The 25310-nt window shown below is 71.9% G+C and carries 22 protein-coding genes; 8 read left to right on the plus strand and 14 right to left on the minus strand.

Features of this window, described 5'->3' with window-relative positions; translation table 11 throughout:
* Window positions 1-44 precede the first annotated feature (44 nt).
* Together ACFQ2V_RS06750 and ACFQ2V_RS06755 are read left to right on the plus strand one after the other, a co-directional pair.
* The gene (locus ACFQ2V_RS06750) at window positions 45-2588 is read left to right on the plus strand and encodes a DNA gyrase/topoisomerase IV subunit A (RefSeq protein ID WP_386051894.1); all 2544 of its coding nucleotides are present in this window, start codon (window positions 45-47) and stop codon (window positions 2586-2588) included.
* The gene (locus ACFQ2V_RS06755; protein ID WP_386051895.1) at window positions 2585-3652 is read left to right on the plus strand and encodes a sucrase ferredoxin; all 1068 of its coding nucleotides are present in this window, start codon (window positions 2585-2587) and stop codon (window positions 3650-3652) included. Before ACFQ2V_RS06750 ends, ACFQ2V_RS06755 begins: the two co-directional genes overlap by 4 nt.
* 19 nt (window positions 3653-3671) lie before the next feature.
* Here the strand turns inward: ACFQ2V_RS06755 and ACFQ2V_RS06760 are convergent, their stop codons facing one another.
* The 7 genes from ACFQ2V_RS06760 to ACFQ2V_RS06790 all read right to left on the minus strand — a co-directional run bounded on the left by ACFQ2V_RS06760 (window position 3672) and on the right by ACFQ2V_RS06790 (window position 11482).
* The gene (locus ACFQ2V_RS06760; protein ID WP_386051896.1) at window positions 3672-4565 is read right to left on the minus strand and encodes a tetratricopeptide repeat protein; all 894 of its coding nucleotides are present in this window, start codon (window positions 4563-4565) and stop codon (window positions 3672-3674) included.
* Window positions 4562-5572: a vWA domain-containing protein gene (locus tag ACFQ2V_RS06765; protein WP_386051897.1), complete on the minus strand. Its 1011-nt coding sequence runs from the start codon at window positions 5570-5572 to the stop codon at window positions 4562-4564. Before ACFQ2V_RS06765 ends, ACFQ2V_RS06760 begins: the two co-directional genes overlap by 4 nt.
* Entirely contained in the window at window positions 5569-6558 is a 990-nt protein-coding gene (locus ACFQ2V_RS06770; protein ID WP_386051898.1) for a VWA domain-containing protein, read from the minus strand. The genes ACFQ2V_RS06765 and ACFQ2V_RS06770 overlap by 4 nt, the downstream gene beginning before the upstream one ends.
* Window positions 6549-7031, minus strand: coding sequence for a hypothetical protein (locus ACFQ2V_RS06775; protein WP_386051899.1), 483 nt, complete (start codon window positions 7029-7031; stop codon window positions 6549-6551). The genes ACFQ2V_RS06770 and ACFQ2V_RS06775 overlap by 10 nt, the downstream gene beginning before the upstream one ends.
* Window positions 7018-7905 carry a DUF58 domain-containing protein gene (locus ACFQ2V_RS06780; protein ID WP_386051900.1) on the minus strand — a complete coding sequence of 296 codons (888 nt, stop codon included), beginning with the start codon at window positions 7903-7905 and terminating at the stop codon, window positions 7018-7020. Before ACFQ2V_RS06780 ends, ACFQ2V_RS06775 begins: the two co-directional genes overlap by 14 nt.
* A gap of 43 nt (window positions 7906-7948) precedes the next feature.
* Window positions 7949-8968: an AAA family ATPase gene (locus tag ACFQ2V_RS06785; protein WP_386052049.1), complete on the minus strand. Its 1020-nt coding sequence runs from the start codon at window positions 8966-8968 to the stop codon at window positions 7949-7951.
* A 378-nt stretch (window positions 8969-9346) separates the two neighbouring features.
* Window positions 9347-11482, minus strand: a complete 2136-nt coding sequence (locus ACFQ2V_RS06790; RefSeq protein WP_386051901.1) for a DNA gyrase/topoisomerase IV subunit B — start codon at window positions 11480-11482, stop codon at window positions 9347-9349.
* 381 nt (window positions 11483-11863) lie between these two features.
* On the opposite strand from ACFQ2V_RS06790, the gene ACFQ2V_RS06795 reads away from it, so the two are divergent.
* Entirely contained in the window at window positions 11864-12088 is a 225-nt protein-coding gene (locus ACFQ2V_RS06795) for a DUF7455 domain-containing protein (protein WP_045192518.1), read from the plus strand.
* Between the two features lie 70 nt (window positions 12089-12158).
* Entirely contained in the window at window positions 12159-12647 is a 489-nt protein-coding gene (locus tag ACFQ2V_RS06800) for a DUF456 domain-containing protein (RefSeq protein WP_386051902.1), read from the plus strand.
* A 112-nt stretch (window positions 12648-12759) separates the two neighbouring features.
* Here the strand turns inward: ACFQ2V_RS06800 and ACFQ2V_RS06805 are convergent, their stop codons facing one another.
* From ACFQ2V_RS06805 to ACFQ2V_RS06830, 6 genes are all read right to left on the minus strand, one after another.
* Window positions 12760-13158, minus strand: coding sequence for a DUF3040 domain-containing protein (locus tag ACFQ2V_RS06805; protein ID WP_386051903.1), 399 nt, complete (start codon window positions 13156-13158; stop codon window positions 12760-12762).
* 74 nt (window positions 13159-13232) lie between these two features.
* Window positions 13233-14492 carry a DNA polymerase IV gene (gene dinB, locus ACFQ2V_RS06810; RefSeq protein ID WP_386051904.1) on the minus strand — a complete coding sequence of 420 codons (1260 nt, stop codon included), beginning with the start codon at window positions 14490-14492 and terminating at the stop codon, window positions 13233-13235.
* A 45-nt stretch (window positions 14493-14537) separates the two neighbouring features.
* Complete coding sequence (locus ACFQ2V_RS06815; RefSeq protein WP_386051905.1) at window positions 14538-15302, minus strand: class I SAM-dependent methyltransferase; 765 nt, start codon at window positions 15300-15302, stop codon at window positions 14538-14540.
* A gap of 63 nt (window positions 15303-15365) precedes the next feature.
* Window positions 15366-19346 carry a DNA polymerase III subunit alpha gene (locus ACFQ2V_RS06820; protein WP_386051906.1) on the minus strand — a complete coding sequence of 1327 codons (3981 nt, stop codon included), beginning with the start codon at window positions 19344-19346 and terminating at the stop codon, window positions 15366-15368.
* Between the two features lie 5 nt (window positions 19347-19351).
* Window positions 19352-19819 carry an SAV_6107 family HEPN domain-containing protein gene (locus ACFQ2V_RS06825; RefSeq protein WP_386051907.1) on the minus strand — a complete coding sequence of 156 codons (468 nt, stop codon included), beginning with the start codon at window positions 19817-19819 and terminating at the stop codon, window positions 19352-19354.
* A gap of 34 nt (window positions 19820-19853) precedes the next feature.
* Complete coding sequence (locus ACFQ2V_RS06830; protein WP_386051908.1) at window positions 19854-20231, minus strand: DUF6504 family protein; 378 nt, start codon at window positions 20229-20231, stop codon at window positions 19854-19856.
* Window positions 20232-20484: 253 nt separating this feature from the next.
* Between ACFQ2V_RS06830 and ACFQ2V_RS06835 the strand changes: the two genes are divergently transcribed.
* The 3 genes from ACFQ2V_RS06835 to ACFQ2V_RS06845 all read left to right on the plus strand — a co-directional run bounded on the left by ACFQ2V_RS06835 (window position 20485) and on the right by ACFQ2V_RS06845 (window position 23111).
* Window positions 20485-21363 carry a phosphatidylinositol-specific phospholipase C/glycerophosphodiester phosphodiesterase family protein gene (locus ACFQ2V_RS06835; RefSeq protein ID WP_386051909.1) on the plus strand — a complete coding sequence of 293 codons (879 nt, stop codon included), beginning with the start codon at window positions 20485-20487 and terminating at the stop codon, window positions 21361-21363.
* Window positions 21364-21679: 316 nt separating this feature from the next.
* Window positions 21680-22417: a DUF4126 domain-containing protein gene (locus tag ACFQ2V_RS06840; protein ID WP_386051910.1), complete on the plus strand. Its 738-nt coding sequence runs from the start codon at window positions 21680-21682 to the stop codon at window positions 22415-22417.
* A gap of 160 nt (window positions 22418-22577) precedes the next feature.
* A complete protein-coding gene (locus ACFQ2V_RS06845; RefSeq protein ID WP_386051911.1) occupies window positions 22578-23111 on the plus strand; it encodes a hypothetical protein in 534 nt (177 codons plus the stop codon).
* A gap of 58 nt (window positions 23112-23169) precedes the next feature.
* Here ACFQ2V_RS06845 and ACFQ2V_RS06850 read toward each other — a convergent pair whose 3' ends face one another.
* Window positions 23170-24078 carry a methylenetetrahydrofolate reductase gene (locus tag ACFQ2V_RS06850; RefSeq protein WP_386051912.1) on the minus strand — a complete coding sequence of 303 codons (909 nt, stop codon included), beginning with the start codon at window positions 24076-24078 and terminating at the stop codon, window positions 23170-23172.
* Between the two features lie 106 nt (window positions 24079-24184).
* Here ACFQ2V_RS06850 and ACFQ2V_RS06855 point away from each other — a divergent pair, with 106 nt between their 5' ends.
* Window positions 24185-25279: a polyprenyl synthetase family protein gene (locus ACFQ2V_RS06855; protein ID WP_386051913.1), complete on the plus strand. Its 1095-nt coding sequence runs from the start codon at window positions 24185-24187 to the stop codon at window positions 25277-25279.
* The last annotated feature ends 31 nt before the right edge of the window (window positions 25280-25310 follow it).

A 25310-nucleotide genomic window follows, 5' to 3' on the forward strand; every position in this document is an offset into this window, starting at 1 on the left:
AAGATGGGGCGTTGACCCGCTAGCGGCAAGGAGCACCACCCGGCATGGCCCGTCGAACGACCACCCCGCCTCCGCCCGAGGACTTCGAGGAGAAGATCGTCGGGATCGACGTCGAGGAGGAGATGCAGAACGCCTTCCTCGAGTACTCCTACAGCGTCATCTACAGCCGCGCCCTGCCCGACGCGCGCGACGGCCTCAAGCCGGTGCAGCGGCGCATCCTCTACGGCGCGAACGAGCTCGGGCTGCGCCCCGACCGCGGCCACGTCAAGAGCCAGCGCGTCGTCGGCGAGGTGATGGGCAAGTACCACCCGCACGGCGACCAGGCCATCTACGACGCCCTCGTGCGCATGGCCCAGCCGTTCACGCTGCGCCTGCCCCTCATCGACGGCCACGGCAACTTCGGCTCCCTCGACGACGGGCCGGCCGCGGCGCGCTACACCGAGGCGCGCATGGCCAGCTCCGCCCTGCTCATGGTCGGCTCGCTCGACGAGGACACCGTCGACTTCGTCCCGAACTACGACGACACGCAGTACCAGCCGAGCGTCCTGCCGGCCGCCTACCCGAACCTCCTCGTCAACGGGGCCGCCGGCATCGCGGTCGGCATGGCGACGAACATGCCGCCCCACAACCTCGTCGAGGTCATCGGCGCCGCCCGCCATCTCATCGCCAACCCCACGTGCTCGCTCGACGAGCTGATGAAGTTCGTGCCGGGACCCGACCTGCCCTGCGGCGGCAAGATCGTCGGCCTCGAGGGCATCCGTGACGCGTACCTCACCGGGCGCGGCAGCTTCCGCACCCGCGCCACGGCGCGCATCGAGTCGATCACCCCCCGTCGCAAGGGCATCGTCGTCACCGAGCTGCCCTACCTCGTCGGCCCCGAGAAGGTCATCGACAAGGTCAAGGACCTCGTGCAGGGCAAGAAGCTGCAGGGCATCGCCGACCTCAAGGACCTCTCCGACCGGCAGCACGGACTCCGCCTCGTCATCGAGGTGAAGAACGGCTTCAACCCCGACGCCGTGCTCGAGCAGCTGTACAAGCTGACGCCGATGGAGGAGAACTTCGGCATCAACAACGTGGCCCTCGTCGACGGCCAGCCCCGCACGATGGGGCTCAAGGACCTGCTCAAGGTCTACGTCGACTTCCGCACCGACGTCGTGCGCCGGCGCTGCGACCACCGCATGCGCAAGGCACAGGAGCGCCTGCACCTCGTCGACGGCCTGCTGGTCGCGATCCTCGACATCGACGAGGTCATCCAGCTCATCCGCGGCTCCGACGACGCCGGCACCGCACGCACCCGGCTCATGGACGTCTTCGAGCTCTCCGAGGCACAGGCCAACTACATCCTCGAGCTGCAGCTGCGCCGCCTGACGAAGTTCTCTCGCATCGAGCTCGAGAAGGAGAAGGAGGAGCTCGAACGCACGATCGAGGAGCTTCGGGCGATCCTCGAGAACGAGAAGCTGCTGCTCAAGCTCGTGTCGACCGAGCTCGCCGACGTCGCCAAGGCGCACGGCACCCCGCGACGCACCGTGCTGCTCGAGGGCTCCGGCGCGAGCGCGACCGCCAGCGCGAGCTCCCCCCTCGAGATCGCCGACGACCCCTGCTGGGTGCTGCTGTCGTCCACGGGGCTGCTCGCACGCACCGGGTCCGCCGAGCCCGTCCTCGCCGACGGGTCCCGGTCCAAGCACGACGTCGTCATCGGCGCCGTGCCCACGACGGCCCGCGGCGAGTTCGGGCTCGTCACGAGCGCGGGGCGCATGGTGCGCCTCTCGGCCCTCGACCTGCCGACACTTCCGCCGACCAACGGCGCACCCAGCCTCTCCGGCGGAGCGCCGCTCGCGGCCTACGTCGACCTCGCCAAGGGTGAGGAGCCGGTGACGATCGTCCCGATCGGTGGCGACGCCCCCGTCGTCGCGCTCGGCACGGCCGCGGGCGTCGTCAAGCGCGTGACGCCCGACGCGCCCAGGGGCAACGACTGGGACGTCATCAGCCTCAAGGACGGCGACCGGGTCGTCGGCGCCGGGGTCGCCGACCGGGACGACCTCGACCTCGTGTTCGTGACGAGCGACGCGCAGCTGCTGCGCTTCCCAGCCAGGTCGGTGCGCCCGCAGGGCCGCTCGGCGGGCGGCATGGCCGGCATCAAGCTCGGCGCCGGCGCTCGAGCCGCCTTCTTCGGTGTCGTCGACCCGTCACGTGACGGCATCGTCGTCACCTCGTCCGGGTCGTCGGGCGCCTTGCCGGGCACCGAGGGCGGGTCGCTCAAGGTCACCCCGTACGCCGAGTACCCCGCCAAGGGTCGCGCCACCGGCGGGGTCCGGTGCCACCGGTTCCTCAAGGGCGAGGACACGCTCGTGCTCGCCTTCGCCGGCAACTCCCCCGCGCGCGCCGCGGCGGCCAACGGCGTCGCGATCGAGCTGCCGGCTGCGGATGGGCGACGCGACGGGTCGGGGGTGCCGACCACGACGGTCATCGCGCACGTCGCCGCCCCGCCGGCCACCGAACCCACGAGCGCCGGCTCCGGTGCAGGGTCACAGGACCCCGGGTCCTCGCCGGCCGTCGACGGGTCGGTCCCGGACGGTGAGCAGGCATGAGCGACTCCCGGCCCGCCCCCTCCGACAGCGCTGACGTCTCAGACGCTCCCGCGGTCGACGACTTCGACGAGCACCCTGCCACCAGCGGGCACGGTCGCCCTGCGTCCGACGCCTGCTCGGTCCAGTGGGACCGCGACGGCACGAGCGCCTACGGCACTGCCGCCACCGCCCGGTTCTTCGTGGTCGTCGAGCAGCCGGGGCCCTGGGGCCGCGACGCCGCTCGTGAGTCGCACCTCGACCGTGACCTCGGTGCGGAGCTCGACGCGCGCACGAGCCACGCCGGCGGACGCTTCATGCTCATCCGCCGTCCCGGGGGCCACCCCGCGCACGACGGCCCCAGGCGGGTCCTGCTCGCCCACGCCGGTGTGCGGCCCGCCGACGCCTGGCTGCTCTCGGCCGAGCTCGACGACATCGGCAGCCTGCTCGGCCTGGACTGGGGCGGTCTCGCCCGCGGCAGCCGTGCCCTCGTGCAGGCGTCCCTGCCGGGGTCACAGCCCGCCGAGCCCACCCTGCTCGTCTGCACGAACGGACGCCGCGACGTCTGCTGCGCCGTGAGGGGCCGTCCTCTCGCGGCACACGCAGCGCGGGTGGCCCCGGGGCGCGTCTGGGAGGTGTCGCACACCGGCGGACACCGGTTCGCCCCGACGGCGGTGCTCCTGCCCTGGGGAGTGAACCTGGCGCGGCTCGACGACCACGGCGCCGAGCTCGCGCTCTCCGCGAGCGACACCGGTCACCTCCCGGTCGAGCTCCTCGGGCCGCTGCACGACCGCGGACGCTCCGGCGTGGCCGGTCCGGCGCAGTGCGCCGAGTCGCACGTCCGGGTGGAGTCCGGCGAGACGCGGCTGGCGGCCCTGTGGGCCGACGAGCCCGTGTCGGTCGAGGACGCCGCGGCGTCGGGTGCGCACGGCAACGGCTGGGACGTCATCGTCAACCACGTCGACGGGCGGCGCTGGCGGGTCGCGGTCACCCGGGTGCCGGCCGACCGGACGCGGCCCGAGTCGTGCGGCAAGAAGGCGGTCGACGTGCTGGAGCACCGTGCCTCCACCGTGGAGGCGTGGTTCTAGCCACCCGACGCGGGGGCCGTCACCAGGGCTTGGGGTAGGACTGTGACCCGTCGCCCGGCACGGTCTGGTCGCCCTGCTGTTGCTGCTGGTTGCGCTCGATGGTGTTCTGGCGCTGCTGCTCCTGCAGGTAGTCCTGCTCCTCCTGGCTCGGGGTGTTGCCCGGGTCTGGTGCCGGCTGCGGGGGCTGGCTGGTCCCGGGCTGGGACTGCGGGTCCTCCTGCTGCGGCTGTGGGTCCTGTGGCGGCGCGTCCGAGCTCTTCTGCTCCATGCGCTGCTGGGCCTGCTGCAGCTCGTCGCCCGTCTGGCCCCCCTCGGGCGCGTCGCACAGGGGCGGGCGCTCCTTGGTGATCTTGATGCCCTTGTCGTAGAACTGCTTCCACTCGTCGGTGCGCTCGCGGGCCTTGGCGGCGTCGCCCAGGGCCTCGTAGGTGAGGCCGAGGTTGACGCGCACCCTGCAGTCGTCGATGCCGCCCTCGGGCACCTGTGCGAAGGCCTGCTCGAACCACGGCCGCGCTAGCTCGAAGTGGCCAGAGAGGACGTGGGCGTCGCCGATGGCGAACGGTGACCGGAACTGCTCGACGACGTTGACCCAGCCCTGCCGCTCGCCCCAGGCCAGAGTGCGGGGCTTGTCACCGGCCTCGTAGGCTGACAGCGTCTGGGCGTGGACGACGTTGAGCGAGAGCAGCCGTGCCGCCACGAGGACGAGGAGCACGACCACCGGCGCCGAGGCGAGCAGGAGACGGCGGCGACGACGCCGAAGGTGCGGCGGCAGCGGGTGCCGCGGGGTGCGGCCGAGCCGGAGCCGGCGGCGCAGCCGACCGCCGGGGCCACCCGGTGGCGGGTCGGTGTCAGCGTCGGTCATGCCGCGCGGCGCCGGTTCGGGACCGGCCGCGCGGTCGTCCAGGAGCGTCACGGGCGGGCCTCCTTGCGTCGGCGTGTCTGCAGCAGCGCAGTCGCGGCCGCCCCGACCTCCCACGCGGCGATCCCGGCGACCCCGATGAGCAGGGGCCAGTAGAGCTCACGCCGGGCTAGCACCTTCTGCTTCTCGATCTCCTCGCTCGTGCCGAACCGCTCGAGGTCGATCCCGGCGACGGCCGGGTCGATCGAGTCGCCCGACGTGCGGTGCACGTAGGGCACGCCGAGCTGCTCGGCGATCGCTCGCAGGGTGTCCTCGCCGATGACCGATCTCGCGTCCTCACCGGTCGCGGGGTCCTTGATGTAGTCGCGGGTGGAGTCGAACCGCGACCGCGTCGCCTTCATGCGACCGCCCTCGGTGGTGCCGTACCCGAGCACCGCTCCCCCGTTGACCAGCCCCTTGGCGATGTCGAAGGGCTGCGGCGGGTCAGCGGCGGTCTGCTCGCCGTCGCCCAGGTAGTACACGACCCGTCCCCGTTCGGGCGCTCGGGCAGCGGCCTGCTCCAGCAGGGACTTGAGCCGGTCCTTGGCCTGGCTCACCGACGTGCCGCGGGACACCTCGTACGACTCGGGCAGCAGCGTCTCGACCGCAGCATCGAGGGCGGTCGTGTCGGTGGTCAGCGGCAGGCGTACGCGGGCGTCCTGGTCGAAGGTGACGACCGAGTAGCGGGCGCCGGGCAGGGACTCCGCGATGGCGGCGATGTCCGCCGCCACGCCCTCGATGCGCGGCCGCTCGTCGCCGTAGTCCTCGGCGATGATGCTGCTCGTGGTGTCGACGACGAAGTAGACGTTGAGGTTGGCGGCCGTCGTGTCGACCTGCTCGCCGGCGACGGCCGGTCGCACCGCGGCGACGCCGAGCAGCAACGCTGCCGCCGTGAGCCGCCAGTGCGTCGCCCGGGACTCCCCCGGCACGGTGCGGGAGGTCGGGTTCCACCAGACGGCAGCGAGGGCCGCCACGAGCAGCACGAGCAGGACCGGCCACGGCGCGATCGGAAGGAAGGTCACGTCGCCCACCTCCGGCTGGCCCCGACCACCCCGAGGAGGCCGACACCGGCGAGGGCGATCGGCAGGGTCGGGTTGTCGGAGTAGAGGGAGCGGGAGGCCGCGTCGATGAGGGTGGCCTCCTGGGCCTGCACCGAGTCGACGATGCCCTTGATGGCTGACTGGTCGCCCATCGCGTAGTAGTGCCCGGCGGTGCCGGTCACGACCTCGCGCATCTCGAGGGCCTCGTCGTCGGGGCCGTCCTCCTCGGGGTTGAGCCCGTAGACGCGCACCCCCTTGGCCTTCGCGAGCTCGCCCGCCTCGTCGACGTCGATGATGGGGCGGCCGGCGAGGTGGTTGTCGGTGGCGAAGACGACGGAGCGCGCACGCTGCAGGTCGACCTTGTCGAAGCTCGACACGCAGGTGGCGAGCCCGTCTCCGATGAGCGAGGTGCCGCGCCCGTTGAAGGTGCCGGCGAAGAAGGACTCGAACTCCGGGTCGCCGCTCAGGGCCTTGGTGGCGGTGTCGAGCTCGTCGTTGATGAAGTCGTAGTCGTCGGTCAGGGGGAAGACCGTGGCCGCCGACGAGTTGAAGATGACGAGGCCGATGCGTTCGCCCTCGAAGCTCTTGACGAGGGACTTGAAGGTCGCGACGAGCGTGGCGTCGTAGGCCGCCATCGAGCCCGAGATGTCGAGGCACAGCATGATGTCGCGGCTGCGGGTCTGCGGCTTGTCGACGGTCGTGTCCAGCGGTCGTGCGGCACCGACGAGGGCGGCACCCCCGAGCAGCACGGCACTCAGGGCGAGCACCGCCATGCGGATGCGGTGCAGCCGCAGGGCCCGGCGGTACTCGGGCAGCTCGGTCAGTGCGGTGGAGTTGGCCACGGCCGCCGCGGCCCTGGCGGATCGCCGCGACACCATGCGGTGCACGAGGAAGGCCAGCGCCACGGCGACGAGGACGCCGAGCGACAGGACGCCGGGCCACTTGAGGTCGAGTCCGTTCAGCTCCACCGCGCCACCACCTGCTTCGCCACGGCGCCGGCTCCGACGAGCGTGGCGGTCTCACGGGGACCGAACTCGCCGGGGTAGAGCGTGCCGACGACCTCGGACACCGGGGTGAGCCGGGAACCTCGGGCGTTGAGCTCGGTGAGAGTCATGGTCGGGGCATGGATGCCCGAGACCTCCTGGACGAAGTGGCGCACGAGCACGCTGAGCTGCTGGTGGGCGCGGCGCTGGGTGATCTCGCCTGCCGCGGCCCGGGAGAGCACAAGGTCGATCTGCCGGGTGTAGTCGGCCCGGAGCCGGCTCAGGCGGTCGGTGGTGACCCGCGGTGGCACGACGACCTTCTTCTCGCGGGTCGACCACCACACCCAGGCGTACCAGGCAGCGACGACGGCGAGGACGCCGATGCCGATCCACAGCCACCGGGCGGCATACGGGTCTGGGGCGTAGAAACCCGGTGGGGGCGCGTCAGCGGCGGGCACGACGCTGCCTCTCCAGGAGCGCGAACATCGTCTGGACGACCTCGTCGGAGGACCCGAGCCGCGCATGGTTGATGCCGCGGCGGTCGAGCAGCTCGGTGGTTCGACGCACGCGCTCGGCCACCGAGGCGGCATAGGCCGCCCGCACCTTCGGGTCGAGGCGTACGAGCGTGGGCAGGGTGTACGTGTCGGAGACGTCGTATGCCGTGCGGTCGCCGCCGATGGCGGTCGGGTCGGCGTCCTCGACGGTGATCCAGAGGATCTCGTGCTGGACGTGCAGACGGCGCAGGAGGTCGTCGAGCGCTGGGTCGAGCTCCTTGTCGTCGGCGACGACGAGCAGCACGAGCCGGCGGCGCACGTTGCGCACGATCCAGCGCAGCTGGGTGGCGAGGTTGCTCTGGTCACCGTCGACGACGGTGGCCGAGTCGATCGCGCGGAGCAGCAGCTCGAGATGCGTCTCGCTGCCGCGCAGGTCGTGCGCGACGGTGGAGCCGGCGGTGCCCCGGACGAGGCCGACGAGGTCGCCGTGACGCTGGGCGAGGTATCCGACGAGCCCGGCCGCCGCCACCGCCACGGCCTTCTTCGGCTCACCGCTGCGGGTCGTGGCCGCCATGCCGCGCCCGGTGTCGATGACGAGCATGAGGTTCTGCTTGCGGTTGGCGACGTAGCGCTTGACGAGCGGTGCCTGGTGACGAGCGGTGGCCCGCCAGTCGATGTCGCGCACCTCGTCGCCGGGCACGTAGTCGCGCAGGTCGTCGTAGTCGAGGCTGCGTCCGTGGAAGACCGAGGCGTACTCGCCCTCCAGCAGGCTGCGCGACTTGCGGCGCGCGTGGACGAAGAGCTTGCTCTTCACCCGCGTCAGCAGCGTCGTCGTCATGTCGCGTTCCTCGTGAGTCCGGTCCGGCTCGTTCGTGTCGGGTCTATGGGGTCCTGATCCCGCCGACCATCGCGTCGATGATGTTCTCGACGGCCACCTCGTCGGCGGCGGCCTCGAACCCGAGCGTGACCCGGTGGCGCAGCACGCGGTGGGTCAGTGCCTTGACGTCGTCGGGGACGACGTGGTTGCGCCCGTCGACGAGGGCCCTGGCCCGGGCCGCGCTCGTGAAGGCGATGCTCGCGCGCGGGCTCGCACCGAAGTCCACGTAGCCGGCGAGACGCGGCTCGATGTAGTCGTGCGGGTGACGCGTGACGTAGCCGATGCCGACGATGTAGTTGATGATGGCGGGGTCGACGTAGACGCGGGCGACCAACGCCTGCAGTCGCTTGACGTCGGCGACGGACACCACCGGGTCGGCAGCCGTGGAGAAGATGCCGGAGTCGATGCGCCGCAGCACCTCGGCCTCCTCGGCGGGCGACGGGTAGTCGAGGACGTCCTTGAGCATGAACCGGTCCATCTGGGCCTCGGGCAGCGGATAGGTGCCCTCCTGCTCGATGGGGTTCTGCGTCGCCAGCACGAGGAACGGGTCGGGCAGCGCGTAGCTCTTGTCACCGATCGAGGTCTGCCGCTCCTGCATCGCCTCGAGCATCGCGGACTGGGTCTTCGCGCTGCTGCGGTTGATCTCGTCGAGCAGCACGAAGTTGGCGTGCACGGGGCCCAGCTGGGTCTCGAAGGTGCCCGAGTGCTGGTTGTAGACCTGGGTGCCGACGATGTCACTCGGCAGCAGGTCGGGCGTGCACTGGATGCGGTGGAACCGGCCGCCGACGGCTTGGGCGATGGTCTGCGCCGCCGTCGTCTTGGCCAGGCCGGGGACGCTCTCCAGCAGGACGTGCCCGCCGGTGAGCAGCGCGATCAGGAGGGTCTCCTGGAGGCGGGCCTGGCCCACGACCCTGGAGGCGAAGGCCGTCGAGATGGCCTCCACGGTCTCGGCGGCCCAGTGCAGCTCGTCGGGCGTCAGGTAGCGGGCCGGTGCAGGGACCGTGCGGTCGGGCGCGTTGTCGATGCCGGCGACCGCCACGTCGTCGTCGGGAGCCTCGGGCGGGCCGGCGAGCTGGTCGGGCTCCTCGGGGACGCCGGTGTCGTCGGTGTGACGGCCGGCTCGGGGCAGCTCGACGGTGAAGGTCTCTCCGTGCCCGTCGGCGCCCGCGACCGGGCCGTCGAGCCGGTCGTCGAGCCGGTGGTCGAGATCGCTCTCGGGCAGCCCCGATCGCTCGTCGGCGACCGACTCCTCGGCATTGACGTTGCCCACCATCGATCCCCTTCTCGACGTGTACCGGCGGAGGGAGTCGCGCCGGCAGGGACACATCGTAAGCACGGCATGCTGTGCCCCGTCGTGAGTCCCCTCAACCTCGGGACACCGCAGCGCGTCCCGACTGATGCGTCAGGCGTCGATGCGCTCGCGGTCGATCTCGGCCGCGGACTCGATGATGAAGTCCTTGCGCGGGGCGACCTCGTTGCCCATGAGCAGCTCGAAGACGCGCTCGGCGGCCTCGAGGTCGCGCATCGTCACCTTGCGCAGCGTGCGGTGGCGGGGGTCCATCGTGGTGTCGGCGAGCTGGTCGGCGTCCATCTCGCCGAGGCCCTTGTAGCGCTGCATCGGCTGCTTGATCTTCTTGCCCGACTTCTCGAGCCGCGCCACGGTGCGACGCATCTCGTTCTCGTTGTACGTGTAGATCAGCTCGTTCTTCTTCGCACCCGCGTTGATCACCTCGAGGCGGTGCAGCGGCGGCATCGCCGCGTAGACGCGCCCTGCGTCGACGAGCGGGCGCATGTAGCGGAAGAACAGCGTGAGCAGCAGAGTGCGGATGTGGGCGCCGTCGACGTCGGCGTCGGTCATGATGATGACCTTGCCGTAGCGGGCCGCCGCCAGGTCGAAGCTGCGCCCCGAGCCGGCGCCGATCACCTGGATGATCGAGGCGCACTCGGTGTTCTTGAGCATGTCGGAGACCGACGCCTTCTGGACGTTGAGGATCTTGCCGCGGATCGGCAGCAGCGCCTGGAACTCCGAGCTGCGGGCCTCCTTGGCGGTGCCCATGGCCGAGTCGCCCTCGACGATGAACAGCTCGGAGCGCTCGACGTCGGTGGTGCGGCAGTCGCGCAGCTTCGAGGGCAGCGTGGAGCTCTCGAGGGCGTTCTTGCGGCGCTGGGTCTCCTTGTGCATCCGCGCGCTGATGCGCGACTTCATCTCGGACACGACCTTCTCGAGCAGCAGCGCCGACTGCTGCTTGTCGCCACGCTTGGTCGACGTGAGCTGGGCCGTCAGCTCCTTCTCGACGACCCGGGCGACGATGGCGCGCACGGCGTTGGTGCCGAGGACCTCCTTGGTCTGGCCCTCGAACTGCGGCTCCGCCAGGCGCACGGTGACGACCGCCGTCATGCCGGCCAGGATGTCGTCCTTCTCCGGCTTGTCGTTGCCGACCTTGAGGCGGCGGGCGTTGACCTCGAGCTGCTTGCGGAACACCTTGAGCAGCGACTGCTCGAACCCCGTGACGTGGGTGCCGCCCTTCGGGGTGGTGATGATGTTGACGAACGACTGGACCTTGGTGTCGTAGCCCTGGCCCCACCGCAGGGCCACCTCGACGGCGCACTCGCGCTCGAGCTCGGTCGGCGTCATGTGGCCGTTGACGTCGAGCACGGGCACCGTCTCGGTGAACGTGCCCGAGCCCTCGAGACGCCACACGTCGGTGATCGGGGTGTCGGGCGCGAGGAACTCGACGAAGTCGGTGATGCCGCCGTCGTGCTGGAAGACCTCCTCGAGGGGGCCCTCCTCGCCGGCCGTGCCCTTGAGCCGACGCTCGTCGCGGATGACGAGGCGCAGCCCCGGCACGAGGAACGACGTCTGCCGTGCGCGCCCGAGAATGGCGGCGTAGTCGAGCTCGGCGTCCTTGAGGAAGATCTGGCGGTCGGGCCAGAAGCGGACGCGTGAGCCCGTGACTCCACGCTTGGCCTTGCCGACGACCGGGAGCGCACTCTTGCGCTCGTAGGGCGTGAAGGGGGCCTCCGGCGAGTGGTGTGCGCCCACGGCGTCGGTGAAGGTGCCGGGCTCACCCCGTCGGAAGCTCATGCCGTACGTCTTGCCGCCCCGGTCGACCTCGACGTCGAGCCGCGCGGACAACGCGTTGACGACCGACGCGCCGACGCCATGGAGACCACCCGTGGCCGCGTAGGACGCGCCACCGAACTTGCCGCCGGCGTGCAGCTTCGTGAAGACGACCTCGACGCCGGAGAGGCCCGTGCGGGGCTCGATGTCCACGGGGATGCCTCGGCCGTTGTCGCGCACCTCGATGGACCCGTCGGCGGCCAGGATGACCTCGATGCCGGTGCAGACGCCCGCGAGGGCCTCGTCGACGGCGTTGTCGATGATCTCCCAGAGGCAGTGCATGAGACCGCGCTGGTCGGTGGAGCCGATGTACATGCCCGGGCGCTTGCGCACGGCCTCGAGGCCCTCGAGGACCTGGAGGTGGCGGGCGGTGTAGTCGCCGTTGCCGGTGGGAGCGGGACGGGAGGCGGAGGCCACGGGTGTCGATCTCTTTCGGTCGGTGTGCGGCCAGCGGTCGGGCTGTGGAGAGGCTGGCAGTGGCAGCCTAGTCACCGGGGCTGACGGCCCCGTGGAGGCTCGCTGGGCCCGGCCCGAGCGCCTGCCGTCGAGCTCGGCGGGTATGGGAAGGGTGACCACCAATCCGTATCGCGGGCGCTCGGCGAATCTCTGACACGTAACGATGTTGGTCCGAAGGCGTCTCACTCACCGAGCCTGACCATCGGGAAGCATTCAGCGTGATTCACTGTTGGAACGTCCGCGAGGCGAGAGCGGTGCACCGAAAGGACCACTCGAGCGTCGTAGGTACATGGCAGGGTTTCCCTCCGGGGACCCCCGAGGGAGGAAAGAGGCGAAATACAAATGACGACAGCACTGGCACCCGAACTGACCGCTGCTGACCGCTGCGACCGATGTGGGGCTCAGGCCTACATCCGCGCCCGCCTCGTTTCCGGCGGAGAGCTGCTCTTCTGCGCGCACCACGGACGGGAGCACCTCCCGGCCCTGAAGGACAAGGCACTCGACATCCGCGACGAGACGGACCGGCTCAACGAGATCCCGGCCTCCGCCCCGGTCGACGAGCGCTGAGACCAGCAGAGACACCAGACCCGGCCCTTCCTGACCCCATCTCGACCCGAACGCCGCCGACGGCGCACCTGTGATCACCGCGACGAACGTCATCGTCCTGCTCGCGATGCTCGTGGGCACCGTGGGCATCGTCGTCCCGGTGCTACCGGGACTGTTCGTTGTCTGGGGGGCGACGCTCGTGTGGGCGTTCGAACGTCAGGACGGGCCGGGTTGGCTCGTCTTCGGCATCGCCACGCTCGCGTATGCCGTGGGCCTGGTCGGGCAGTACCTCCTCCCCGGGCGCCGGATGAGGTCGGCGGGGGTGCAGGGGTGGATCGTGGCGGTCGCGCTCGCTGTGGCCGTGGTGGGGTTCTTCGTCGTCCCGGTCGTCGGGGCGCCGCTGGGGTTCGTCGTCGCCGTCTACCTGCTCGAGCGGGCCAGGCACCGCGAGCACGCAGCGGCGTGGCGGGCCACCAGCCAGGCGATCCGCGCCGTGGCTCTCAACATCGGCATCGAGCTGGCCACGGCCTTCGCGATCATCGCGACGTGGGCGGTCGCGGTCTACGTCACCCGCCCCTAGCTGCCTGGGCGAGCGACACAGCCCGAGTCAGCCCGAGCGAGACAACCAGAGGCCCCGACACTCGTCGGGGTCCTCTCACGTCTGGGTGCGAACGTCTGGCCGAACGGTGGGGTCACCACTGGTCGCGGCGACGCTTCTCCCATCGCTCTTCGAGGCGTTCCATGAAACTGGCCTGCTTGGCGGAGGCCGCCTTGCTCTTGCCGGGACGCGGCTTGGGCGTGCCGTCGGCCGCCACCGCAGCGAGCTTGGTCTTCGAGGGCGTGATCGCGTAGACGATGCCGGCGACCATGATCGCGAAACCCACCGCACCGAGCCAGATGGCGCTGCTCATCGCCGAGAACACGACCAGGGCCAGCCCGGCCACGCCGGCGACGACACCCGCCACCACGCGACCTCGCCCGAGACCTCGAGACTTCGTCTTCTCGATGCGCGACGCAAAGCGCGGGTCTTCGGCGTAGAGGGCTTCCTCCATCTGCTGAAGGAGTGCTTCCTCGTGTTCCGAGAGTGCCACTCGGCACCTCCCTGGTGCGAAATCGACTGTGCCCGAATCGTATGTCGGAATCGGCCGACGCGGACTTCTTTACCTCAGGATAGGTCTCGCTGCGCGCGATTGGAACCCGAGGGTCGGTCGGGCATGAGGCTGGCCGGCCGCACGGATCCCGCACCGAACCGCGCACTCGCCCGGTCGACTGCGCGGTCGGCCTCACGCCACCCGTGCTCCGGCTCGTCGAGGGTCGCCTGGATGGGTGCCACGGCCGACGGGACGAGGCCCTCGAGGCGCACCCCGACGAGCCGGATGCGGGCCCGCTGGAGCCCGAGGCGGTCGTAGAGCTCGCGCGCGGTGGCGAAGATGTCGCGTGAGACGTCGGTGTGGTGACGCAGCGTCCTGGCGCGGGTGATCGTCGTGAAGTCGGCGAACCGCACCTTGATGCTGACGGTGCGCCCCATCATCCCGGCCGACCTGGCCCGCGCGGCGGTGCGGTCGGACAGGCGCAGCAGCTCGCGGTGGATGCGGACGGGGTCGTCGATGTCGTGGGCGAACGTCTCGTCCGCGCCGATCGACTTCTCGCGTCGCTCGGGCACGACGGAGCGTGGGTCGCGCCCCCAGGCGAGGTCGTGCAGGCTGCGGCCGGCGACGTCGCCGAGGGCCCGTTGGAGGGTCTCGACGGGCGTGTGCGCGAGATCGGCGACCGAGCGCAGCCCCAGCCGGTGCAGGTGCTCCTCGGTCTTGTCGCCGACGCCCCAGATGGCGCCCACGGGCAGCTGGTGCAGGAACGAGACCACCTCGTCGCGCGGCACGACGATGAGGCCGTCGGGCTTGGCGAGGTTGGAGGCGAGCTTGGCGACGAACTTCGTCGCGGCCACCCCGACCGAGCACGTGATGCCCTGCTCGTCGGCGATGGTGTCGCGCAGCTGCTCGGCGATCCGCGTCGGACGCCCCAGACGGCGTACGGCCCCCGACACGTCGAGGAAGGCCTCGTCGAGCGAGAGTGGCTCGACGCTGTCGGTGATCGTCGCGAAGGTCGCCATGACGGCTTCGGAGATCGCGGCGTAGCGGCGGTGGTCGGGCTCGATGATCACGGCCTGCGGGCACAGCCGCTGCGCCCTGGCCATGGGCATGGCGGAGGTGACGCCGAAGGCACGGGCCTCGTAGGTCGCCGAGAGCACGACCGAGCGACCGCTGGCGCCGCCGATGATGACCGGCTTGCCACGCAGGTCGGGTCGCGAGATGAGCGACGCCGACGCGTAGAAGGCGTCCATGTCGACGTGCAGGACGGTGCAGCCGGTGTCGTCGGGCGGCTCGGAGCTGCCCCGGGTCGGTGCGGTGAACTGGCGACGGCTCATGCGGCACGCGCTGTCTGGACGGGCCGGACGGGCGCGCTCGCCGGGTCAGTCGCGGCGGGCGACGACGTGCAGGGCATTGCCGAGGGTCCGGAGGAACTCGCGGCCCGGGCCGGAGACGAGCAGGTCGTCGAGCTCGGCCAGGGCGGCGCGGTCGGCCTCGGAGTCGATGAGCGAGGCCGGCACGAGGTGGCCGAGGATGTTGGTGCCGCGCACCACCACGTCGGTGAAGCCGGCGTCGGCGAGCAGGGTCTCGAGCTGCTCGACGTCGAATCGGCGCGGGAGCGGGTCGGTGCTGCCCCAGCGGCCGGACGGGTCGACGAGCGCTGCGCGCGCCTGGGCGAACTCGCCCGCGATGGCCTTGGCGAAGACGACGGCCAGTCGTCCGGAGACCAGGAGCGAGAGCACGCCACCCTGACCGAGGGCCTGTGCGATGGCGCGGAGCGTGGCCGCGGGGTCGTCGACGAACTCGAGCGTGCCGTGACAGCAGGCGAGGTCGACGTGCCGACCGGCGAGGATGCCGTCGAGGGAGTCGCCGTCGCCCTGCACGCCGATGACCCGGTCGACGATGCCGGCCTCACGGGCCCGGCGGGCGAGTGAGGCGAGCGCGTCGGGGCTGGGATCGACGACGGTGACCCGGTGACCGGCCTCAGCGAGCGGGACGGCGACGCCGCCGGTGCCGCCACCGAGGTCGAGCACCTCGAGCGGGCGGCCGAGTCGGGTCCCGCACTCGTCGGCGATGCGGCCCACGGCGGAGACGACAGCCGACGGTCGGGCCGCTCCGCGTCGCTGGCGGGGCTGGTCGTCGGGCACGGGATCCTCCGTCGGGGAGCGTGGTTCGCGCCGAGGCGCGTGGGGTTCGTGTGCATGCTCACCCTAGTGCCCCGAGCTTCCCGGACTCGCGTGCCACAGTTTGCGCGGTGGGCCTCCGACCGTGTCGGCCGGGACGAGACCGCTGGTGCCGCGGGCTCCCCTGACGTCGGCGCCGGCCGGCTTGATGTCGGCGTACGGCGACTGCTTGAACCCCGACGCGTGGACGAGCACCCGACGGCCGTGGGGTCCCTCTCCCACGCCGGCTGGCGCACCGTCGCGACCGGCCAGGGCGCCGGCCCGCTCCCAGGCGGCCCGGTCGGCGGCGTCGAGCGCGTCGCGCACCGCGGTGATGCCACCGGCGGTCCAGGCGTCCTGCAGGCCCGAGAGCTCCCACGCGCCGGTGGCCCGGATCGAGACGCCCTTGGGGCCGGTGCGCCGGACGAGCCCACGGCAGAGGAGCAGCCACGAGTGGAAGACGGTGGTGGCATACGGGCCCTGGACGTCCTCGAAGAAGGTGAGGTCGGCGGGGCCGGTGGCATCGTCGAGGGTGAGGAAGACGACGCGGCGACCGGTGCGGATGGGCGGGGTCTGCGTGGCGACCTTGACCCCGGCGACCCACACCTCGCGGCCGCTGCGACCCGAGAGCAGGTCTCGCGCCCGGGTGACGCCGAGCGCGTCGAGCATCGGGCCGTAGAAGTCGACGACGTGCCCGCTCGCGTCGAGGCCGAGCACCTCGAGCTCGGCACGGACCCGCTCGGGGCCGGTCATCTCGGGCAGCCCGCTCGTCGCGGTGAGGCGGGGGGTGTCACCGAGGTCGAGCGTCAGCTGGGTGGCGACGTGCTCGGGCGCCCCCGCGGAGGCCTGCGACTGGGCGGCGGCCAGGGCCCGGATGTCACCGGTGGCCGAGACGGACGTGACCCTCCCCCGTGACGACCGGGAACGGCTCGCCGCCGAGACCCTCGCCCGCGACGAACGCTGCGAGGCCGACCAGCGGTCGAGCTCGGCGACGTGGAGCAGCAGGTCTCGCCGGGTGACCCGTCCTCGCCGGCCGAGCCCGCTGCGGGAGTGCCCCATCACCTCCGGACCGCTCTCGTCGCGCCGGGGCGGGCTGCCGAGGTCGATGTCGTGCAGCGAGTCGAAACCGCCTGCGAGCACGAGCTTCTCGGCGACAGGTCGCGACACGTGGGCACGCTGCCAGAAGTCGGAGAGGCTGGAGTAGGGCTGGCCTGCGACGATCTGGGCCACCTCGGCCTCGCTGATGCCGTGGACGTCGGCGAGAGAGAGCCGGATCGCCTCACCGCCGTCGTCGGTGCGCTCGAAGCGGTAGCTGCCGGTCGAGACGTTGACGTCGAGCCCGAGGATCGCGATGCCGAAGGTGCGGGCGTCGTCGAGGATGAGCCGTTTGGGGTACATGCCGGGGTCGTGGGTCAGCACCCCGGCGAGGAAGGCGGCCGGGTGGTGCGCCTTGAGCCAGGCCGACTGGTAGGTCGGCAGCGCGAAGGCGGCGGCGTGCGCCTTGCAGAACCCGAACGACGCGAAGGCCTTGAGGACCTCCCAGATCTTGTCGGCGACCTCTGGCGTGTAGCCGCGGGCCAGGGCCGCCGGACGCCACCAGTGCTCGATCTGCCGCTGGCCCTCCGGGGTGCCGAGCGTGCGGCGCACCTCGTCGGCCTGCGCGAGGGTCACGCCGGTCGTCTCGGCGACGATCATGAGGACCTGCTCGTGGAAGACGACGACGCCCTCGGTCTCCTCGAGCGCGGGGACGAGCGTCGGGTGGAGGAAGGAGGGGTCCTTCCAGCCCTGCCGTGCGTTGAGGAACGGGATGATCATGTCGCTCTTGACCGGCCCCGGCCGGAAGAGCGAGATGTCGATGATGAGGTCGTCGAAGGTCTGCGGCCCGAACTTGCCGATGAGCTCGCGCTGGCCGGGGCTCTCGATCTGGAAGCAGCCCAGGGTCTTGGTCGAGCGGACGAGCTCGAAGGTCGGCTCGTCGTCGAAGGGCACCTGGCGCTCGTCGTCGAGGTCGATGGCCGTGCCGTCGACGCGCTCGACCTCGTCGATCGCGTGAGCCATCGCCGACTGCATGCGGATACCGAGGACGTCGAGCTTGAGCAGGCCCATCTCCTCGACGTCGTCCTTGTCGAACTGGCTCATCGGGAAGCCGAGCCAGCTCGCCTCGACGGGCGTGCGGTCGAGCAGGACCGAGTCGGAGAGCACGACCCCGCAGGGGTGCAGCGCGATGTGCCGGGGCAGCCCGTCGAGACGCTCGACGATGTCGAACATCAGCTGCAGGCGCGGCACGTCGAGCCCGCTCGCCCGCAGCTCGGGCAGCTCGGCCAGGGCGTTGCGCACGTTGCGGGCGGCGATGTGCGGGAACGCCTTGGCCATCGCGTCGACCTCGGGCGGGGGCAGTCCCAGCGCGGCGCCGGCGTCGCGGATCGCGTGACGCACCCGGTAGGTATCCATCATCGAGACACAGGTGACCCGCTCGCCACCGAAGTGGTCGAGGATGCGCTCGTAGATCTCGGTGCGCCGGGCCGACTCGACGTCGATGTCGATGTCGGGCAGCTCGGCTCGCAGCGGTGAGCAGAACCGCTCCATGAGCAGGCCGTGACGCATGGGGTCGACGCCGGAGATGCCGAGGAGGTAGTTGACGAGGGACCCGGCCCCGGAGCCGCGGGCCGCGACCCGCACCCCCATCTCGCGGATGAGGTCGCAGACCTGCGCGACGGTGAGGAAGTAGGTCGCGTAGCCGAGCGTCTCGATGACGCCGAGCTCGTCCTCGAGCCGGTCGCTGACGGCACGGAGCTCGCTCTCTGAGCGGCCGGGGTAGCGGGTCGCGATGGACTCGCGGCACCGGCGGGCGAGGACGTGGTGCGGGTTGGTGCCGGGGCGGATGCCGAGCACGCCGGGCTCGGGCAGGTGGACCGAGCCGATGCCGAGGTCGGAACGGGGGTCCTGGATGCACTCGGTGGCGAGCGCCGTGGTGCGGGCGAGCAGCTCGCGCGCCTGCTCGCGGGCGAGCGAGCCGCCGCCGACGAGCCCGGGCCCCGAGACCTGCACGACGTCGAGGGCGAGGGCGTGCATGAGCGGCGTCGGGGACAGGTGCCCCGCCGTGGTGACGCGGTCGAGGTGGCGCGCATCGAGGGCGACGAGCCGGCGTGCGGCGTCGAGGACGTCGACGATGGCGGCATCCTGCGGGTCGGCGTGGCGCACCGCCGCGGTGATGACGCTCGGCACACCGACCTCGCGGGCGAGGGCGAGCATCCGCCCGGCCTGGCCGAGGCTGCCGGGCTGGTGCTCGGGCCCGCCGTGGCAGACGACCTCGACGACGACGGCATCGCGTGGCAGCAGCGCGACCCAGCGTTCCAGCGCCGCCCTGGCCCGGTCGCGTCGCTTGGCGAGCACCTCGCGGCCGACGTCGGAGTCGGGCCCCAGGAGCACGACGAGCCGGGAGGGGCCGCCGGCCACCGGACGCGCGTGCTCGGCCACGAGGCCCGCGGTGGTGACCGGGTTGCCGCGCTCTCCACGCAGGTGGGTCGCCGTGACGAGCCGGCAGAGGGCGGCCCAGCCCTGCCCCGGTGCGAGGCCGGTGGCGCTGCCACGGGCCAGCACCGTGACGCGTGGCAGGCGGGGGTCGACGAGTGCCCCACCGCGGACCGGGGTGCGCACGGGTCGACGCTGTCGCTCGGGGTGCTCAAGCCCGAGGGCGAGGTCGACACCGAGGACCGGCGCGACGTCGTGCTCCATGCAGGAGCGCACGAACTTCACCGCGCCGTAGAGCCCGTCGCGGTCGGTCAGCGCGAGGGCCGGCTGCCCGAAGGCCGCGGCTCGCTCGACGAGCTGGTGCGGCTTGGCCGTGCCGTAGCGCATGGAGTAGCCGGACGCGACGTGCAGGTGCACGAAGCTCTCACCGTGACCTGCCGTGGAACGGCGGCGCGCCGGGCCGATGCCCTCCACCGGCGACGGTGCGGTGCCGGGTGCGGTGCCGGTTGCGGTGCCGGTTGCGGTGCCGGTGGTGCTGGAAGCGGTAGTGGTGGTCATGCTGCTCACGCGCTGTTCGCCCGGCTCCTCGGGACGGGGGTGGCCGAGACGGGGGTGATCGACTGCGGCAACGGCATGGTCGCCGGGACCCCGAGGAGGTCCTGGACGATCTCGAGGAACATCTCGGCCTGACGCAGCAGGTCGTCGGCCTCGCGGGCACTGATGTGACCGCCTCGGTCGATGACCGACCGGTGGGCCGAGCACGCGGAGAAGAAGGCGGCCCACTCCCCCAGCTCGGGGGCCACGCCGGGCAGCACCTGCCAGACGCTGCGCGGCCGGGAACGGGGCGACGGCACGGTGCGAGCGGCGACGAGGGCCGCCGCAGCCCGCAGGGCGCCGAGGTGGGAGTCGCGGTAGCGCTCGGACGCATCGCTCGTGCGGCACGCGGACTCGAGGGTCGCGCGGCCCCGCTCGAGCAGGTCGAGCACGGCGGCCGAGATGGGTGGACGTCGCAGGTCGTGGGCGGCTGTCATGGTGGTTGCTCTCCTCTCTCGTCTCATGTCGGTCTCAGTCGGAGACCCGGACGAGCGACCACTGGTCGCCCCTCGGGGACTCGTCGTGGGCGAGGTCGTAGACCCCGGGCGCGAAGGACCAACCCGGGCTCGCCTCGACCCGCCAGACGTGCTGCTCGGCCGCTGCTGCGACCAGCGTCTCGCCGGGGCGCACCTGCGCCTCGTCGGCCTCGAGCGCGTCGCGCCACCAGGCGCGCCGCTCGCGCCACTGGGCGAGGACGCCGCGCACGACGTAGAGGCGACCGCGCCAGATGAACGCCTCCGGCGCCTGCCCCGCGGGGGACCCGGGCGCCTCTTCCTCCCGGCCCTTCTCCCGCTCCTGCTCTCTTCTCCGAACCCTCACCTGGACGGAGTCACTGAACCTACGCACCACGACACGTCTCCCTCGGACACGTCGGGCCGGACATCACGACCCGGACCACCCGCGCCCCACACGGGCGGCCCGACAACCAACCGACGACTGACTGACGAAACCAACAAAGTTCGAACACTTGTTCGATGTGAAGAGCGTAACCCCCGGCGCCGACACCGTGTCAAGAACGGCCAGGACGCCCGGTCCACAACCGTCGCCTGCCGTTCACCCCGACGTGGCCGACGGGCAGAACCGGACCAACAGGGTGGAGGGCATGAGACTCAGACGCGTCCTCATCGTCCTCACCACGACCCTCCTCGTCACGGGAGGTGGCACCGCCACGGCGACGGCCCTCGAGGCCACCGGCAACCCGTACCGTGCCACCGGCAACCCGGACCGTGCCACCGCCCAGCCCCTGGAACGGGCCCACGCCCACAACGACTACGAGCACGCACGGCCGCTCACCGACGCCCTCGACCACGGCTTCACCTCGGTCGAGGCCGACGTCTGGCTCGTCGACGGCGAGCTCTACCTCGGCCACGACGGCCCGGACCTGACCCGGACCCTCCGGAGCCACTACCTGGACCCGCTCGTGAAGCGGTTCCGCGCCAACGGCGGGTCGGTCTACCCCGGCTGGGCCGGCGAGCTGCGCCTGCTCATCGACGTCAAGTCCGACGGCCCCGCCACCTGGCCGGTCATCGAGCGCCAGCTGGCGGCGTACCCCGAGCTGATGACCGTCTACCGCCAGGGTCGCGTGCAGCAACGAGCCGTCACCGCGGTCGTCTCGGGCAACCGCGACCTGCCGGCCATGCAGGCGGCCACGACGCGCCGGTCCTTCTACGACGGCCGCCTCACCGACCTGGGCAAGGGCATCTCCCCCACGCTCATGCCACTCGTCAGCAACAACTGGTCGGCCGTCGGCTACACGGGCGGACCGTTCACCGACGCCCACCGTGCCCTGCTCCGCTCGTACGTGAACCGAGCCCACGCGGAAGGTTTCCAGATCCGCTTCTGGGCCACGCCGGACGCCACCGGCGACACCCGTGACACGGTCTGGGCCGAGGAGCTCGCGGCCGGTGTCGACGTCTACAACACCGACGACCTCGCGGGGCTCCAGTCGTGGCTCCTCACCCACGACCCGCAGGAGAGCTGACCCCGCAGCCGGCCACCCGGCACACGTGCACGAAACGGGCGAACCTGAGTAACCGTGCTCAGGTTCGCCCGTCCGCGCCCCGGCAGGCTTGGGGCCGCGGGTCCGGTCCGCGAACGGAGAGGCGCAGGGGTCCTGTCCGCTCACGGATCGGACCCGTTCCGCTGCCCGCGGCCGGCCACCCTCCCGCCAGCGCGTCCCGTTGCACGCCGCGAGGGAATACGGGAGCGTCGGTGACGTTGGACCTGAGCTCGGCCGACCGGTCCGGGCACTGGATGCACCGGCGTACCTGCGACCGGCGCACGACCGAAGGAGCGCCGTGGGCGCCGAGCTCATCCCCATGGCCTTCACCACCGGGTGGGGCAGCGGGGTCAACGCGTATGCCGTCGTGCTCGTCCTCGGGCTGGCCGACAAGATCTGGGGCTTCAGCCAGGTCCCCGACGCCCTGGCCCGCACCGACGTCCTCATCGCCGCCGGCATCCTCTTCGCCGTCGAGATGCTCGCCGACAAGATCCCCTACGTCGACTCCGTCTGGGACTCCGTGCACACGGTCGTCAGGCCGGCCGTCGGCGCGACCATCGGCTACCTCATCGGCCACGAGACGGCCGGGCTCGACGCGGCGATCGGTGCCGCCACCGGAGGCGTCACGGCGCTGATCTCGCACGGCATCAAGGCCGGCCTTCGAGCCGCTGTCAACACCTCCCCCGAACCGGCGAGCAACGTCGTCGTCAGCACCACCGAGGACGTCACGGTCACGGGGGTCATGGCACTCGCGATCGCGCACCCGTGGTGGGCCGCGGCGATCGCCTTGCTCCTCCTGGCCCTCGGCGCGTTCCTCGTCTACAAGCTCGCGGCCCGCATCAGGCGTTACAAGCGGCGCTACGACGCCTGGGGAGAGCGGATGGGCATCGCCGCACCGTCGGCCGGAGCCGGCGGGCCGCGTCCCGAACCCGGGCGCCGACACGGGCGGGGCCTCGGCCGCGACCGCTCGTCCGGCGCTCCCCCGGTGCCACCGGCCGAGCGCGGCCCCGAACGACCCTTCGACCAGGAGACCTGACCGCCGGGTCAGGGCGACCGGGGACACCTCGCTGGATGGCTCACAGCAAGACGCACGAGCTCACAGGGCGCCCCCACGACCGCGAGGGCCTTGGCACAGGACCTTCTCCGACGGTGGATCCAGCTGGCACGAGGCCAGCCCCATCGAAGGAGTGGAACGCATGAAGAACAAGACCATCGCACTGGCCGGCGCCGGCATCGTGGCCGCGTCGGCGCTCGCGCTCGGCGGGGCCGCCCTCGCGAGTGCCGACGAGACCACCGGTACGAGCAGCGTGGCCGCGAACGGTGCCGTGTACGGCCAGCTCGGCGAGGGGACGGGCGGCGCCCCGGGTGACCGCGCGAACGGCAACGGCAACACCGACCCGGGCAAGCCGATGCGCTCCGACGAGGCGCTGCTCACCGGTGACACGGCCGACAGGGTGACGGCCGCGGCCAGGGCCAAGGAGCCGACCGCGACGATCGAGCGTGTCGAGACCGACTCCGACGGCGTCTACGAGGCGCACATGGTGCGCGCCGACGGGACGCACGTCATCGTGCAGATCGACGCCTCGTTCGCGGTGACCGCCGTCCAGGAGGGCGGCCAGGGCGGCGGCCGCGGCGGCGACCACGACGGTGACGGCCCGCAGGGCCAGACGGGCGGCGGCTCGACGCCGACCTCCCCCAACGGCTCGGCGACGCCGTCCAGCACCACCTGAGCAGCTCGAGACCGCGGACGGTCGACCCCCGGGGTCGGCCGTCCCGTCGTGGGCGGCCTCAGAGGTTGCCGAAGACCTCGAGCGTCGCCGACGAGCGGTTCATGGTGATGAAGTGGATGCCGGGAGCGCCCTCGTCGAGCAGCCGCTTCGACGACTCGGTCGCGATGGCCATGCCCTCGGCCCGCACCCCGGCTGCGTCGTCGCCGTGCCGGTCGAGCCGGTCGGTGACGGCGGTGGGCATGGGCTGGCCCGCGAGCTGGGCCATGCGCACGACCTGCCGTGCGTTGGTGATCGGCATGATCGCCGGCACCACGGGCATCCGGGACCCGCGACGGGCCAGCTCGTCTCGCAGGCGCAGGTAGTTGTCGACGTCGAACACCATCTGGGTGATGGCGAACTGTGCGCCGGCCCGCTCCTTGCGGATCAGCGTCTCGGCGTCCTCCTCGACGCTGCGCGACTCGGGGTGGCCGTCGGGGAACGCCGCGACCCCCACGGTGAAGTCACCCAGGCCCTTCACGAGCGCCACGAGCTGGTCGGCGTGGTCGAGACCTTCGGGGTGGGCCACCCACGGCCGGCCCAGGCCGCCCTGCGGGTCACCGCGCAGGGCCAGGATGTTGCGGACTCCCGCGGCGGCATACGACCCGACGATGCCGCGCAGCTCCGTGACGGAGTGGCCCACGCACGTCAGGTGCGCCATCGGTGTCAGCGAGGTGGCCTCGAGCACTCGCTGGGTGAGGCGCACCGTGCGGTCACGCGTGCCGCCGCCCGCGCCGTAGGTGATCGACACGAAGCTGGGTGAGACCTTCTCGAGCCGGCGGATCGCGTCCCAGAGCTGCGCCTCGGCCGCGTCGTCCTTGGGCGGGAAGAACTCGAAGCTGAAGGTCGGGGTGTCGGCCTCGATCATCGCCGGGATGGACCTGGTGAACCGTTCCGCCCGCGCCATCGAGGATGCCGTGCCGTGTGCCATGCCGCACACCTTAGGCCGAGCGTGCCCGCGGTGCGTGGGCTGTTCACGCGGCGACCGGCGCGCCGCGTAGGCTGACGACGATTCCCGCGACTCGATGGAGGACCTCGTGCAGACCCCCACCGACCTCGACGTGCTGCGCCGTCGGGTCCAGCAGGCGATCGACGAACAGATCGCCGGGGCCACGCAGTCGCTCGCCGCGATCGGTGCCGAGACGGAACCCCTCCTCTCCGCGGTGTCCGGGCTGCTCTCCGGGGGCAAGGGGCTTCGCGCCGGGTTCCTCTACTGGGGCTACCGCGCCGCCGGCGGCGGCGACTCCGACGCGCTCGTCCGCCTGGCCGCGAGCATGGAGTTCTTCCAGGGCGCCGCCCTGCTCCACGACGACGTCATGGACCGCAGCGACACCAGACGCGGTATGCCGTCCGCCCACCGGGCCGTGGCCGCCCTGCACCATGCGCGTGACTGGGCCGGCGACGCCGACCGCTTCGGTGAGGGCACCGCGATCCTCGCCGGCGACCTCTGCCTCACGTGGTGCGACGAGCTCTACGCCACGTGCGGGCTCCCCGGTGACGAGCTCGCCCGCGGACGCCGCCTCTTCGACCTCATGCGCACCCAGCTCATGGGCGGCCAGTTCCTCGACCTGCTCGAGTCGGCCCGCGGGTGGGACGGCCTCGACCTCGAGGCCCGGGTCGCCTCGGCCCGCAAGGTGATCCGCTTCAAGAGCGCGAAGTACACCATCGAGCACCCGCTGCTCATCGGTGCGCTCGTCGGGGGCGCCCCGAAGGAGTCCCTCGCCCCGCTCTCCGACTACGGACTGGCGCTCGGTGAGGCCTTCCAGCTGCGCGACGACCTGCTGGGAGTCTTCGGCGACCCCGAGGCGACGGGCAAGCCCGCCGGCGACGACCTGCGCGAGGGCAAGCGCACGGTGCTCGTGGCGTACGCCCTCGACGCGGCGTCACCCACCGACCGGGCCACCGTGGAGGCGCTGCTCGGCCGAGACGACCTCGAGTTCGCCGGGGTCGAGGCGATCCGTCAGGTGCTCGTCGGCACCGGCGCCGTCGACCGGGTCGAGGGCCTGATCACCGCGCTGGCCGACGACGCCCGCAAGGCGGTCGAACAAGCTCGGGAGACCGGCCACTACGACTCGTCCGCCCTGGACGTGCTCGAGGCACTGGTCGCGGTCTCGACGGCCCGCCACTCCTGACGCAGCAGGTGGGCCGAACCGTCCCGGGCCG

This window comes from Terrabacter terrigena (assembly GCF_042676085.1).
GTDB classification, from domain to species: domain Bacteria; phylum Actinomycetota; class Actinomycetes; order Actinomycetales; family Dermatophilaceae; genus Terrabacter; species Terrabacter terrigena.

What these genes read in the sequence shown, in the direction of transcription:
- ACFQ2V_RS06750 (WP_386051894.1), top strand. Translation starts at nt 45, where the DNA reads ATGGCCCGTCGAACGACCACCCCGCCTCCGCCCGAGGACTTCGAGGAG.
- ACFQ2V_RS06755 (WP_386051895.1), top strand. Translation starts at nt 2,585, where the DNA reads ATGAGCGACTCCCGGCCCGCCCCCTCCGACAGCGCTGACGTCTCAGAC.
- ACFQ2V_RS06780 (WP_386051900.1), bottom strand. Translation starts at nt 7,905, where the DNA reads ATGACGACGACGCTGCTGACGCGGGTGAAGAGCAAGCTCTTCGTCCAC.
- ACFQ2V_RS06795 (WP_045192518.1), top strand. Translation starts at nt 11,864, where the DNA reads ATGACGACAGCACTGGCACCCGAACTGACCGCTGCTGACCGCTGCGAC.
- dinB (WP_386051904.1), bottom strand. Translation starts at nt 14,492, where the DNA reads ATGAGCCGTCGCCAGTTCACCGCACCGACCCGGGGCAGCTCCGAGCCG.
- ACFQ2V_RS06820 (WP_386051906.1), bottom strand. Translation starts at nt 19,346, where the DNA reads ATGACCACCACTACCGCTTCCAGCACCACCGGCACCGCAACCGGCACC.
- ACFQ2V_RS06825 (WP_386051907.1), bottom strand. Translation starts at nt 19,819, where the DNA reads ATGACAGCCGCCCACGACCTGCGACGTCCACCCATCTCGGCCGCCGTG.
- ACFQ2V_RS06835 (WP_386051909.1), top strand. Translation starts at nt 20,485, where the DNA reads ATGAGACTCAGACGCGTCCTCATCGTCCTCACCACGACCCTCCTCGTC.
- ACFQ2V_RS06845 (WP_386051911.1), top strand. Translation starts at nt 22,578, where the DNA reads ATGAAGAACAAGACCATCGCACTGGCCGGCGCCGGCATCGTGGCCGCG.
- ACFQ2V_RS06850 (WP_386051912.1), bottom strand. Translation starts at nt 24,078, where the DNA reads ATGGCACACGGCACGGCATCCTCGATGGCGCGGGCGGAACGGTTCACC.